Here is a 12123-nt window from a genome sequence, read left to right on the forward strand (position 1 = left end):
AAATGCTCGGCGGAGCGTTTGCCGCCAGTCGTCTTCGTATTCATGTTCGTTCCTTCGTCTTCGACGAGAACCGAACACTCCTTAAATCACACCCTCAACTCTGTGCCATAGGCGCTGATCCCGAACATGCTCGGGCAGATCATGCAGTCCTTCGCCGTCACGCTCATCCTGGCACTTTGTGCCTCGGCGGTGACGTCGCTGGTCTTCTCGCCCGTCGCCGCTGCATACTGGCTCGGAAGGCATGAGGCACCACCTGACCGGAAAACAGGCTCGTGGTCCGTCTCTCTGACCACTCTTTACGAGAAAACCCTGACCAACAGCCTTCGCAGTCCTTCGCTGATGGTCGTCTGCACCGTAGCGACCATCGCCGCCGGCATGTGGCTACTGGCCGAACTGCCCCGCTCTTTTCTGCCTAAGACGGACAACGGTCATGTCGTCGTCACGATGGAGACGCGGCCTGACATTTCGACAAGCGGCATGCTTGAAGAGCAGGCTCAAGTTGCGCGCATAATCGGCGGGTTCTCATATATTGACCTGAGACCCCAATCTCCTCCGGCCTGAGGGAGAGTCCTGGGTTTCGTTTTAGGCCTCATGCGGCCTGTTTTTCCAGCGTGGATTTCATTGCGAACTCGGCCGGCGGCATGTTGCCGAGGGCCGAGTGTGGTCGGTGATGGTTGTAGTCCTCCTTCCATGAGGTGATGGCGCTGCGGGCCTCGGTGAGCGTCGAGAACAGCGTGTCATTGAGGCACTCGTCCCGGAAGCGCCCGTTGAAGCTCTCGACGAAGGCGTTCTGTGTCGGCTTGCCCGGAGCGATGTAGTGCCATTCGACGTCGGTCTGCTGGCACCACCGCAGGACCGCCATCGAGGTCAACTCTGTGCCGTTGTCGGAGACGATCGTGTCCGGCCGGCCGCGCCAGCGGATGATGGCGTCGAGCTCGCGCACGACACGCAGGCCCGACAGCGAGGTGTCTGCGACGAGTGCCAGGCACTCCCGCGTGTAGTCGTCGACGATGGCCAGCACCCGGAAGCGACGACCGTCAGTGAAGGTGTCGGAGACGAAGTCCAGGCTCCAGCGGGCGTTGGCGCGATCGGGAACGAGCATGGGCCTTCGTGTGCCCAGCGCCCGTTTCCGGCTGCCGCGACGGCGCACCTGCAGCTTCTCTTCCCGGTAGAGGCGCCGCAGCTTCTTCTGGTTCATCACGATGCCCTGCCGGTCCAGCATGACGTGGATCCTCCGATAGCCGAATCGCCGGCGCTCCGCCGCCACGGCCTTCATCGCCTCGCGCAACGGAGCATCGTGCGGACGGGTGCTGATGTAGCGCACCGTCGAACGGTCGATCCTCAGAGCCTGGCACGCCCGACGCTGGCTCACCCCATGCACCTCGCAGGCATGAACCACCGCCTTCCGCTTCGCGTCGGGCGTCACCATTTTTTTGCGGCGACATCCTTCAGGATCGCGTTGTCCAGCATCTGATCGGCCAAGAGCTTCTTCAGCCGGGCGTTCTCGTCCTCAAGAGCCTTCAGGCGACGGGCATCCGACACCTCCATGCCGCCGAACTTCGCCTTGAACTTGTAAAAGGTCGCTGCCGAGATGCCGTGCTTGCGGCAGACATCCGCCGTCTTCGCACCGGCCTCCTGCTCCTTCAGCATCCCGATAATCTGTTCCTCGGTGAACCGTGATGGTCGCATCGTCCGTCTCCATGATCGACGGACTCTACCCAAATCTGGAGGAAGTTCAGGGTCTCAGGTCACTCAGCAAATGGTCGAAGACAGTCTCGGCCTCCTTGGCTCTGAGCTTAGGAGCGATTGCCAACAACTTTTCGGCGCGGCGCCCGAGGTCGGCGGAAAAGATCGGGGGCGCGCAACGCAGCACGCGCCTGCGCGGCCAGCAAACGCTTGGCTTGTTCGGAGCCAAGCTCGATGTCCATGACGCGCGCCGCGACCATCGAGCGCCGTGATCGCGCCGCGCTTTTGCCGACAATCATTTCGGTACCGAGCAGCGGCACCGCATGGGTCCAGACAAGACGTTGCGCCAGCAAAACATCGGCGAGCCAGGATTCGACCATGGGCACAAAGCCATGGCGCTGGACTATCGCCGAAGCGCCCAAGAGCGGCGCTATGATGCCTTCGCTTGCAACGAGCTGCCCCAGCTCGTGGGCCAGATCGCTGATGACCTCGTCATCGTGGCTATAGCCGAAAGCCTTCGGGGCCGCAGCCAGATATTTTGCCGTCAGCAGTTTTCCGGCAGGCCGGGCTGCCAGCTGACGCCAGGCAAGCAGCAGGGAGCCGGCGGGCCCCACATCGTCTCCAAGCCTGGTCAGCAGGACAGCGTCACGAAGTGCGGCTTCATCCTCGACCCGTCCCGCTTGTGTTGTCGTTACCGCGGCGGCGGTGCGCGCAAGGCGCTGGCGCCAGGCCCCGGCCCATTTTTCTTCTTCGCCCACGATTTGATCGAGGGCGCCGATGGCGGCGCCAGCCGTGAGGGCAATGTCCTCGATAGCATTTGGCCCAAAGCCTTGTGGCGCAATTGTTGGGGCATCGTGGTTGCCTTGCGCAGCCAGCTCGGCACAGACGCCAGCGGCACGGCGACGGCGCGCAGGCCATGGTGAAGTGGTGAGGGTCTTGTGCGGGGAATCTTTCGACACAAGATCTTCACGGCGGTTCTGGCAATCGAAAAGGCCAAATACCGCCGCACCTGTCGCATATTCATAATGATTGATAATGTTGCCTTATCGTTCGTCGTGCGAGACCCCTGAAAATGGCCTCTGTCGTCGATCAAAAGCCCGAAGAATGACCTCGGCACCACTCTGTTCAATCCCCGGATACGGCCCGGGCCGTCGACGACGCGCAGCCGTGGCCTCGGCGGTCACGACCGCGCGCGCGACCCCGATCGCCGTCGATATGCCGGATATCGGCGAAATGGTCTCATGACCATGGGCCGACAGAACGAGTATCCGGACGAAGCCCATGGCTCGCAGACCTTCGGGCATTCGCAGTCCTTCGAAAGGTCCACTGGATCTTCCGATACGCCCGAAGGGTACAGGACGCTCACCATTCGCCGTTGGCAAAGCCAAACCGTTGGCTTTCCGCGGGCGATGCCGACCCCTCCCCCTCCCCTGCCCGTTCCGACAGAAGCCGCCAAGCAGCTTCCCGGCCATCTCGATGCCTGGCCGGCCGGGCGCGCAACTATGTCGAAGCGTCCAGCTCGCAAAACACCCGGTGCGCCTATGCGTCCGACTGGAAACAGTTTGCCAGCTGGTGCCGCCGCCAGGGTTTTGCGCTCACGCCGCCCGATCCGCAGCGGGTCGGGCTCTACATCGCGGCGCTGGCCTCCGGCGACAAGAAATCGGTGGCGACGATCGAGCGGCGGCTGTCCGCCCTGTCCTGAAATATGCGCAGCGCGGCGAGCCGCTCGAACGCAAGGACCGTCACATCGCCACCGTCACGGCCGGCATCCGCAACAGGCACGGTGCCCCGCCGCGGCAGAAGGAAGCGATTCTGCCGGACGACCTGATCGCCATGCTGGAAACGCTCGACCGGGGAAGCCTGCGCGATCGGGCGATGCTGTTGCTGGGCTTCGCCGGGGGGGGGGCTGCGTCGCTCCGAGATCGTCGGCCTCGATGTCGGCCGCGCCCAGACCGAAGATTCGTGCGGCTGGATTGAGATTTTCGACAAGGGCCTGCTGGTCATCCTGCGCGGCAAGACCGGCTGGCGCGAGGTCGAGATCGGCCGGTTCGTCCGACGCGACCTGCCCGGTGGTGGCGCTCCAAACCTGGCTGAGGCTCGGCCGCATCGCCCATGGCCCGCTGTTCCGCCGCGTTTCCGGGCAAGGCAAAAAAGTCGGCGCGGATCGGCTGCACGACCAGGAGGTGGCCCGGCCGGTCAAGCGCGCCGCGCGGGCGGCCGGCGTGCGCGGCGACCTGACGGAAGGTGAACGGCACAGGCTTTTTGCCGGCCATTCGCTGCGCGCCGGTCTCGCCTCCTCGGCCGAGGTCAACGAGCGCTACGTGCAAAAGCAGCTCGGCGATGCGTCGGCGGAAATGACGCGCAAATATCAGCGTCGCCGCGACCGCTTTCGCGTCAATCTCACCAAGGCGTCCGGGCTGTAGGAGGCAAAAAGGCCCCTCCCCTTCCCTGCGCGTACAGTCTGAAGATCAGCGCCAGGACAACTGATCCTTCGGCAGGCGGCCGCTCGGATCACTTACATTGACCTTGTGCGGCCGCTGCGGGCCCCAATCCCAGAGCACCAGGTTTCGGTCGTTGATCTCGGTGCCCGGTGCAAAACTCGGCACGAGAATGCCGGCGACGCCTCGGCCAAGGAGCCGGTCATACACCGACCACGAGGTCGGCCGGTCGCCCTCTGCAAGGGCCATCGCCCACGCACAGGCCATGTCGTCGAGGGAGACCGACCATTCCTGCCTCCCCTGTTCGCTGGTCAGGTCCGCGATGTCTTCGCACTGGACGTCATACGCGCACAGCACGCAGGGGTCGATCCGATGGGCAAAGCCTTGGTTGGCCTCCTTGACCGCCGTCAGGATGCTCAAGCCGAGATAAAGCGCGGGCACCCCCTTTGGGTTGAAGCGCGCGCCCCTTGTCGCTGCACCATCACCGGAGATCGGCTTGAAGGCCCAGCGCGGATCATGGGCTCGATAGCAGGTTCCGACAAACTTCACGCAAAGCCGCCGAGCGCCATGTGGTCGAGATAATCGCGGACGGCGGCCGCCTTGCCATCCTTGACAAGCGCCTCGGCGGTGCGGCCGCCAAAGGCCGGTAGCGGCTGAGCTCGGTACCACGCCATGGCCTGTTCCTTGCCGCCCGCCCATTCCATCACGCGGCTGATGATCTCGAGCATTTCGCGCAGACGCCCCTGTGTTTTCGCTCCACGGCTGCGTTCGGCCCTATACAAGGTCTCCCGGGCAAGGCCAGCCGTTTCTGCCAACTGGGTCTTGGACATTCCAAAGCCGTCCGCAACGTGTCCGATCGTGATCTTCCCGCTGCTATCCAAATAGGACCAGAGCAGCGGCCTATCCTGAGCCGCTTCACGCGCATGTCCCATGGACTTCTCCTTGTCGCATCTGTAGCCATACTTTCGGTACCAAATATGTGACGCTAGTCGACCTCAATCAAGCCCGTAGCCGCTGAGCGTCAGGAAGCGGCGCGGCTGGTCAATGGGTTGTTGTGCCTGGTGATGTCCTTGGCGATTTGAACGAAAAGAAACGCGCAACGTTCTTGGCCGGGCATCCCTTGCGCGCGGAAGTGGCCACCTAGTCCGAGGACGATGAGCGCCTTGTGCAAAAACAGCTTGGCCGCGCCTCAGCCGAATGACCCGCAGATATCAGCGCTGCCGCGGCCAGGTTCCGGGTCAATCTCGCCAAGGCGAGCGGACCCTAGATCGGAAGTGTCCGCCGACATCGGCTTGAGCGCATCAACTTGCTGGCATGGCACAGCGGCGGGCCGGGTCAACGCGGATGGGTGTAGCAGAAGACTGTAACTGTTTCGGCGACAAGACCGTGACGGCGCAGCCCGCGTGGCGTGCGCGGTGATCGGCCTGCCCATGGTGTCGATGTCGCTGATCAGCGTGCCGGGCGACCGCGTGACGGCCATGCCCTTGCGCTGTGTTCACAGCGCGTCTGCATCCTGGGCGGCAAGACGTTTGCGACTCTTTCCCGAAACCGGGCGAAGCACCAGTCATAACGGGGGGACGAGAGCAGCGGGCTGCGTTGACGAGGTCAATGCCTTGAGATTATGTGTCGCGCCGACAGTCGGCTAGTTCAACGGGTGCGTGTGTATGCTCAGTCTCGATCTGTCCGATAGATTAGCAGTTGTTACCGGAGGAGCGAGCGGCATCGGTTTGGCAACTGCGAAGTCCCTCCATGAATGCGGGGCCCGCGTTGTAGTGCTCGACCGAGCTCCCTTCGATCAGCGCGTTGCAGAAATTGGTTTTTGCCGAGCCGACGTCACCGATCCCTGCTCTATCGATGGCGCACTGGAAAGCATCGCTGCGAAGTTTGGTTTCATCGAAATACTTGTTAATGCTGCTGGGATCATGGAGCGGCCATTGCCCATCCAGCGGGCAAGCGACAAGGAGTGGGATCGTGTAATCTCGGTAAATCTCCGGGGCACATATTTGTGCTGTCGGCATGTCGGCCTTCGCATGGCCGAGCTCGGCAAAGGTTCTATTGTCAACGTAGTCTCTGTTGCTGGATTGAGAGCTAGTCCTTTGCGCGCTTACGGTGCCTCGAAGGCGGCCGTCATCAATCTTACTGAAGGACTGGCCGCTGAATGGGCACTGGCAGGGGTCCGGGTGAATGCCGTTGCCCCCGGGTTCACCAATACGGCACCGATCGGGATTGCGGCCGCCGCAGGTATGATCTCGATCCAGAAGCTCGCAGATGCTAATGCCATGCGCAGGTTGGTGACTGTCCAGGAAGTCGCAAACTCCATTGTATTTCTGGCCTCGGACCAAGCCTCTGCAATCACGGGCGTCACGCTACCGGTCGACTGTGGATACCTGGTCGCAGGCGCTTGGGGCCCTTATGGTGCACCAGACGCCTGATCCGGCCATCCCGGAAGATTCCGGAACCGTCGACCCCATTCAGCAATCAGGGGCGAGTTTGATTTCGCGAGTTCTCAGCGAGTCGTTATGACGGTTAAGCTTGACACTACCCTGCACCTGCTTTGAGCTAAAGTCGAATTTGAAAGACGCCCCGCGAGTGGTGGCGCACCAGTATCGCGCCATCGCACATGACAGCAAATGCGCTTTGACTCGCACGAGGCCATCGTAAACTTAAAGTCACGCATCCACATTTACCAAACGCCGCCGCTAATGTGGACGAATGGCGAGTGCGACGATGTATTTGGCATCGGCGAGTATGACGGTGCGAGACTCGATCGACATTCCCACCTCAGTCGGCCTTCCACGCACCGACACGATGCCCGATCCGTGGCAATTCCCTATCGCTTCGCTTCTAACCCACGCATGCAAGCGGGCCCGACATGAGGGCTCTTTCTCCAGAGCGGTCAACCGCCAGTGGTCAATCCCGCTTCCCGATCGTGGTGGCGAGACCACGCATTCCTCAACGTTAATGCCAGCATCTGCTCGCTGTGCGACTGCGAGCGCAATTGCTTCTGCGCAATGTGCGATGCTGATTGCGAAGGGCTGGCCCACGGCAGGAGCCTGGAAGAAGGGCTTTCCCGTGGTACTGACGTGCAGCCACCATTTAGCGGCTGGGACAATGCCTCGCGTCTTAAGGGACATCACCTGCCTCATCAGCCCATGGCCGATGACATAGGCTTCCGCGCGCGGGGGGCTGGAATTGTCTGCCAGCCTCGTCCGCTCCGTCTCATCCAGGAGGGGGTGGTAATCTCGGACGAAGCGGCGCGCGCCCGAAATTGATACGAGCCAAGCATTGCCCGCCTAAAAGCGAGTTCCATTGCTGGATGTGGCATCCACATGGTCGCTTTGGCTTCCATCATGAACCGCATTGTCGTGCAGGGATGCCGACCCAAGTGCTACCTGCCGGCTCTCGCCTTTCTTAAGAAACGAATCTGCCTCCACGCAGGTCCCCTGGCCGAACTTCGTTCCATAGTGCACAAAGGCGGCGCAACCGATCGTAGCGCCCGAACCATTATCGATGCGATCGGACTTGCAGGTTCCGTCTTCCTGCGAATGCCCCTGAAGTATGCTCGCTCGGTTTGCGGTACAGTAGTCGCCAATTGTCGTGAGGGAGCGTTCAGGGTTGGTGCACCCGTCGTCGAAAAGATTGGCGCCAACTCGCATCCCGAGCAGCCGCCAGATCGCGCCCTTCAGGGACATGCCTGACAACCGTGCCAGAGGGGGACGCATTCAGCTTCCAATACCGCTCATGCCGCCAACAATAAGGATCGTACATCGAGCAAAGGCGGGGTTGCAGGCCCTCGAACGACATCGAGGCGCGTTCGGCCAGGATGAAATAGCCAGCCGTCAGAAACGGGACCGCGGCCGCAATGGCGGGGATGAGCAGATATTCAAACGCGGCGTAGTAAGTGATGACGCTGCCGACGACGACGAGCAGGAGGTAGAAGTAGATCCATCAAAGGTTCAACGCTCTGTCCAAAGGAGGGGATGAGGTTACGCCGGGATTGTCCATTATGATCTGCGGACCACCCCCATTTCGGGTGCCCGGCCGATTGGCGCATCCACGAGTTCCGTTAAACTGCGACAAGCTGCAATCCGAGGCAGGAGCTACCGGAAATGCTTTGCACCCTCTCTCTGTCCGCAGCCTACCTGGCAAGCGCGGCATTGGCGGTTCCAACACTGGTCTACTGTGTCCAATGCGTCGCTGGGCTGCTGCCGGGCCGCGCCGTCCATCCCCGGTACAGCGGTCCCCGGCCGACGGTGGCAATCATCGTGCCGGCTCACAATGAGGAGGTCGTGATCGCGCACACGCTCGCGTCGGTTCGTCCGCAGCTGCGACCCGGCGACCGCCTCCTGGTCGTTTCCGACAACTGTACGGACCGGACCGCAGCGCTGGCTGCCGAAGGCGGGGCGGAAGTGCTTGAACGCACGGACCCCGTGCGTCGAGGCAAGGGATACGCTCTGGATGCCGGCATGCGCTTCCTTACGGCGTCTCCTCGTGACCACGTCATGATCATTGACGCAGATTGCGAACTTGACGAAGGAGCGATCGACCATCTGGTTTCGATGGCCGCAGCCACCGGCGAACCAGTCCAGGGCAGGAACCTTATGAAGGCGCCGTGCGATGCTCCTTTGGAGACCCGCGTTGCGGAGTTCGCATACCTGATAAAAAACATGGTGCGACCGGTCGGCATGAGCCGGCTTGGCCTTCCCTCCCCGTTGATGGGGACAGGCATGGTCCTCCCCTGGCACATCATGAACAAGGCGGATCTGGCACACGGACATATCACCGAGGACATCAAGTTGAGCATCGACGTCGCCCAGGAAGGACATTCCCCGGTCTTCTGTCCCGCCTACGGCATCGTAAGCTATTTTCCTCGCTCAAGCGGCGGCACTTTCTCGCAACGTCAGCGATGGGAAGGTGGGCACCTGAAGATGGTGGGAACGGCTTTGATGCACTTTCTCAAGCCGAGATCGATCAAGACATGGCCCGCGTTCTTCCTTCTCCTCGACCGGATGGTTCCACCCATAACCCTTCTGTTCATGATGCTCGCTGGGCTCACGCTGCTGACGGCTCTCCTGGCATTTGCCGGTGCCGGCAGCGGGCCCCTCGCGGTCTCACTGAGCAGCCTGATGTTTTTCCTTGGGACAACATTCTCGGTGTGGGTTGCACGTGGAATGCAGATACTGCCGATTTCTCTGGTCAGAGCTGTGCCCCTGTTCATCCTGCAAAGAGCAGGAGGGTACTGGAAGTTTGCCACGACCGGTCTCGGTCGCGAGTGGATTCGAACTGAACGGACGAAAGAACGCGACTCGTTCTGATCACGGGCGAAGCGTCGCACAGCAATAGACGACAAACTTGAGCGAACTGTCTACCTTAGTGCTCATGCTGCAGGCACGCTTTGCGAAGCAATAGGGCCAGTTCGGTCATCAAGAAAGCAAAGCGATTTAGTCGCCAAGTGCTTGTGCGAGCACCTCGCTTGACGAATCCAGCGGCAGGGGCAAATCGATCGCATCTCCCCCGGGTGCGTAAACGCGTACGGTGCCTGCGCTTGCCCCCCGCATTGCCGCCAACAAATCCTGCGAAGCCACGGTTTCGACTAGGCACCCTTGTGCCGTGCACCGGGAAGGGACCATAGCCTCGCTGAAATCGCCGATCTTCACCTCCGCGCCGCGTTGTATGTCAATCCCGAGCGGCAGGGCCATCTGCAGGCGGGACACGTCGGTACCTTGCCCCTTCGCGATCGCAACGACCATTGCGACTTGATCGTTGACTCGAGCCCGCAGGATTGCTTGGCACATCCGCGGCTCGGCATCCTGTTCGACGCATTCGAGTTGCCAGCCATCTTCGTTCTCTGCGGTATTTGAAGTTTCCTGTGCAGATTGTCTGGCCGGCTGCGGCGATGCCGGGGATCGGACAGACGGCGCCGACGGAACAGCTTGGGGAACACTGGTAGGCGGCGGTGCGGTAGGCGCCTGTTCGGGTAGCCCGATCGTCGGTTCGGACTGCAGCGGGGCCACCTGAGGTCCGTCATTTGGATTGATCTGCGCCCATGCGGACGAAGCCAGCAACATGAGCGTACCGGCGATCAAGGGCGTCCCTATGCGAATTGGCGACATGTTATCTCCCGCTCTCATGCTCGGCTGCAGGTGTACTTGAAACCTGCAGTCGCGCAATTCCTTTTATTGTGTCAGCGTCAGTTTCGGCCATTGCCTGCCACCGGCTGCATTGTTAATAGCAAACAATAAAAGGGGAAAGGGAGCCGGCATGACGTGGCGTATCGCACTTGGCGCATTGATCTTGACGCTGGGCGTGGCTACGGCATCGGCCCAACCCTCGGACGCCTACGTCAACCAGGTCGATCGGTCGGCGCGAAGCGTCATCGTGGCCCCGTCGGGTAACGGCCTGCACGGTTCCGCATACATCATACAAGTGCCGGAGACGGCTCGGCCCGTGCCCCCCCGCGTGGTCCAGCGCCGGGCGCCCGCCCGTGCCGCCGCGCCCGCGCCCGCTCCGCAGACGGCGGCCATCCAGCCTGCCCGGCAAGTCGCTGTCTATCCCTTTGTGGGCAGCGGCGTCGCGCTGGCGTTGTCGCAGGCGTCCGCAACGCGGCGCTTTCCCGACGTCGGAGCGGGCGTCGGCGCGCCGTAGTGAGGCTTATCCACGAAATGCTGCGCTCTCGCCAAGATTAACCTTGCCAGTTAACCAATGCAAACCAGGAAGGCGTTTCGTTTCGACAGTGTCCTTTGCGCCACAGTTCTACCGGCTTCGCTTTTCGACAGAATTGAATCGGTGTCCCCGCTTGTTAGGCCTCATCTGAACAGCTATTGAGCGTCGTTGTTGTGCGTCCGGCGCGACGAAGCAGGCAATGAGCAGTTGATCTGCGCGCATTCGATGAAGCGCGGTTCCACGCTCATGCCGGACGAGGGGATGAGGGGTTTGTGATGGGTCATGCGGGCATCTTGAGTGCGCTGGTTTCGACGAGTATCGCGCTGGCGGGCTGCGCGACGGGGCAGCAATTGCCGACGCCGCCCGCTCAACTGGAATCGCTGACCAAGACCACGCTCAAGGTCGAGGCGGTCCCCGCGCCCGCGCAGCCGGTCGACGTCGCCGTCTACGAATTCCCGGACCTCACCGGCCAGGCCAAGCCCAACGACAACTTCGCCGAATACAGCCGCGCCGTCACGCAGGGCGGCGCGAACCTTCTCATCGACGTGCTGAAGTCTACGGGCAACGGCCAGTGGTTCCGCGTGGTCGAGCGAGGCGGGCTGAAGAATCTCGTCCAGGAACGCACGCTGATCGAAAACACCCAGCGCGCCTACAGCCCCGGTGCGCCGAACCTGCCGCCCGTGCGCTTCGCCGGGCTCATTCTCGAAGGCGGCATCGTCGGCTACGATTCCAACGAACGGACCGGCGGCGCCGGCGCCCGCTATCTCGGCATCGGCGGTGACGTCCAGTACCGCTCGGATCTCGTGACGATTTCGCTGCGCGCGGTCAGCGTCCAGACGGGCGAAGTCCTCGCCTCTACCACGACCTCCAAGCAGATATACTCGTATATGATGCGCGGTGGGGCCTACAAATTTGCTGCGCCCGAGGAGTTGCTCGAGATCGAGATCGGCAATTCTTACAACGATCCCGGCCATCTTGCCGTGCGCGAGGGAATCGAGTTGGCCGTCTATTCCTTGATCGTCGACGGTCTTAAGACCGGGCTCTGGCGTCTGGGAGATACCGCGGCACAGGAGAAGTTGATCCGAGAATTCTCGACATCGTACGCTAGAAAGCTGCCGCAAGGAGCGTAGTCGATGCAGTCGCACGGTTTCAGGTTGCCCTTGAATCGATAGCCGTGCCCTGACACGCTCTACCTGACATTATTTCTAAGTTCGTGCGCCTCGCCGGGAAACCGGCGGGGCGTATTTCGTTTTGGCACATGCGCGCACAGTCTGACGCGGGATTTGTTTCAGTTCGAAGCATATCATGTCTCTTGTATCATTTTGAACGAGTCATC

General features: G+C 61.7%; 11 protein-coding genes and 1 pseudogene. 6 read left to right on the forward strand and 6 right to left on the reverse strand.

Annotated elements, in window-relative coordinates; genetic code table 11:
- Window positions 1–126 precede the first annotated feature (126 nt).
- Window positions 127–561: an efflux RND transporter permease subunit gene (locus tag GTK01_RS10435; protein ID WP_252925829.1), complete on the forward strand. Its 435-nt coding sequence runs from the start codon at window positions 127–129 to the stop codon at window positions 559–561.
- A 28-nt stretch (window positions 562–589) separates the two neighbouring features.
- Here GTK01_RS10435 and GTK01_RS10440 read toward each other — a convergent pair.
- Both GTK01_RS10440 and GTK01_RS10445 read right to left on the reverse strand, forming a co-directional pair.
- A protein-coding gene (locus tag GTK01_RS10440) for an IS3 family transposase (protein WP_371924315.1) occupies window positions 590–1689 on the reverse strand; the annotation gives its coding sequence in 2 pieces (ribosomal slippage) (window positions 590–1428 and window positions 1428–1689; 1101 coding nt in all).
- A 107-nt stretch (window positions 1690–1796) separates the two neighbouring features.
- A complete protein-coding gene (locus tag GTK01_RS10445) occupies window positions 1797–2645 on the reverse strand; it encodes a DUF1403 family protein (protein WP_252925831.1) in 849 nt (282 codons plus the stop codon).
- Window positions 2646–3095: 450 nt separating this feature from the next.
- Between GTK01_RS10445 and GTK01_RS10450 the strand changes: the two are divergent.
- Window positions 3096–4109 (forward strand): annotated as a pseudogene (locus GTK01_RS10450) (tyrosine-type recombinase/integrase).
- Window positions 4110–4154: 45 nt separating this feature from the next.
- Here the strand turns inward: GTK01_RS10450 and GTK01_RS10455 are convergent.
- A complete protein-coding gene (locus tag GTK01_RS10455) occupies window positions 4155–4673 on the reverse strand; it encodes an RES domain-containing protein (RefSeq protein WP_252925832.1) in 519 nt (172 codons plus the stop codon).
- The gene (locus tag GTK01_RS10460; RefSeq protein WP_252925833.1) at window positions 4670–5056 is read right to left on the reverse strand and encodes an antitoxin Xre/MbcA/ParS toxin-binding domain-containing protein; all 387 of its coding nucleotides are present in this window, start codon (window positions 5054–5056) and stop codon (window positions 4670–4672) included. The genes GTK01_RS10455 and GTK01_RS10460 overlap by 4 nt, the downstream gene beginning before the upstream one ends.
- Window positions 5057–5788: 732 nt before the next feature.
- Here GTK01_RS10460 and GTK01_RS10465 point away from each other — a divergent pair.
- Window positions 5789–6556, forward strand: a complete 768-nt coding sequence (locus GTK01_RS10465; protein ID WP_252925834.1) for an SDR family NAD(P)-dependent oxidoreductase — start codon at window positions 5789–5791, stop codon at window positions 6554–6556.
- Window positions 6557–7417: 861 nt separating this feature from the next.
- Here the strand turns inward: GTK01_RS10465 and GTK01_RS10470 are convergent.
- Entirely contained in the window at window positions 7418–7816 is a 399-nt protein-coding gene (locus tag GTK01_RS10470; protein WP_252925835.1) for a hypothetical protein, read from the reverse strand.
- A gap of 417 nt (window positions 7817–8233) precedes the next feature.
- Between GTK01_RS10470 and GTK01_RS10475 the strand changes: the two genes are divergently transcribed.
- Window positions 8234–9439 (forward strand): glycosyltransferase family 2 protein, encoded by a 1206-nt coding sequence (locus GTK01_RS10475; RefSeq protein ID WP_252925836.1) that lies wholly within the window; start codon window positions 8234–8236, stop codon window positions 9437–9439.
- Between the two features lie 126 nt (window positions 9440–9565).
- Here the strand turns inward: GTK01_RS10475 and GTK01_RS10480 are convergent, their stop codons facing one another.
- On the reverse strand, window positions 9566–10237 hold the full coding sequence (locus GTK01_RS10480; protein ID WP_252925837.1) for an invasion associated locus B family protein: 672 nt from the start codon (window positions 10235–10237) through the stop codon (window positions 9566–9568).
- Between the two features lie 334 nt (window positions 10238–10571).
- Here GTK01_RS10480 and GTK01_RS10485 point away from each other — a divergent pair, with 334 nt between their 5' ends.
- A complete protein-coding gene (locus GTK01_RS10485) occupies window positions 10572–10769 on the forward strand; it encodes a hypothetical protein (protein ID WP_252925838.1) in 198 nt (65 codons plus the stop codon).
- A gap of 293 nt (window positions 10770–11062) precedes the next feature.
- Window positions 11063–11917 carry a CsgG/HfaB family protein gene (locus tag GTK01_RS10490; RefSeq protein ID WP_252925839.1) on the forward strand — a complete coding sequence of 285 codons (855 nt, stop codon included), beginning with the start codon at window positions 11063–11065 and terminating at the stop codon, window positions 11915–11917.
- The last annotated feature ends 206 nt before the right edge of the window (window positions 11918–12123 follow it).

The organism is Aliihoeflea sp. 40Bstr573, assembly GCF_024105655.1.
Classification (GTDB): domain Bacteria; phylum Pseudomonadota; class Alphaproteobacteria; order Rhizobiales; family Rhizobiaceae; genus Aliihoeflea.

Coding starts and splice junctions, on each gene's coding strand:
- GTK01_RS10490 (WP_252925839.1), top strand. CDS start 11,063: ATGGGTCATGCGGGCATCTTGAGTGCGCTGGTTTCGACGAGTATCGCG.
- GTK01_RS10475 (WP_252925836.1), top strand. CDS start 8,234: ATGCTTTGCACCCTCTCTCTGTCCGCAGCCTACCTGGCAAGCGCGGCA.
- GTK01_RS10480 (WP_252925837.1), bottom strand. CDS start 10,237: ATGTCGCCAATTCGCATAGGGACGCCCTTGATCGCCGGTACGCTCATG.
- GTK01_RS10465 (WP_252925834.1), top strand. CDS start 5,789: ATGCTCAGTCTCGATCTGTCCGATAGATTAGCAGTTGTTACCGGAGGA.
- GTK01_RS10435 (WP_252925829.1), top strand. CDS start 127: ATGCTCGGGCAGATCATGCAGTCCTTCGCCGTCACGCTCATCCTGGCA.
- GTK01_RS10470 (WP_252925835.1), bottom strand. CDS start 7,816: ATGTCCCTGAAGGGCGCGATCTGGCGGCTGCTCGGGATGCGAGTTGGC.
- GTK01_RS10460 (WP_252925833.1), bottom strand. CDS start 5,056: ATGGGACATGCGCGTGAAGCGGCTCAGGATAGGCCGCTGCTCTGGTCC.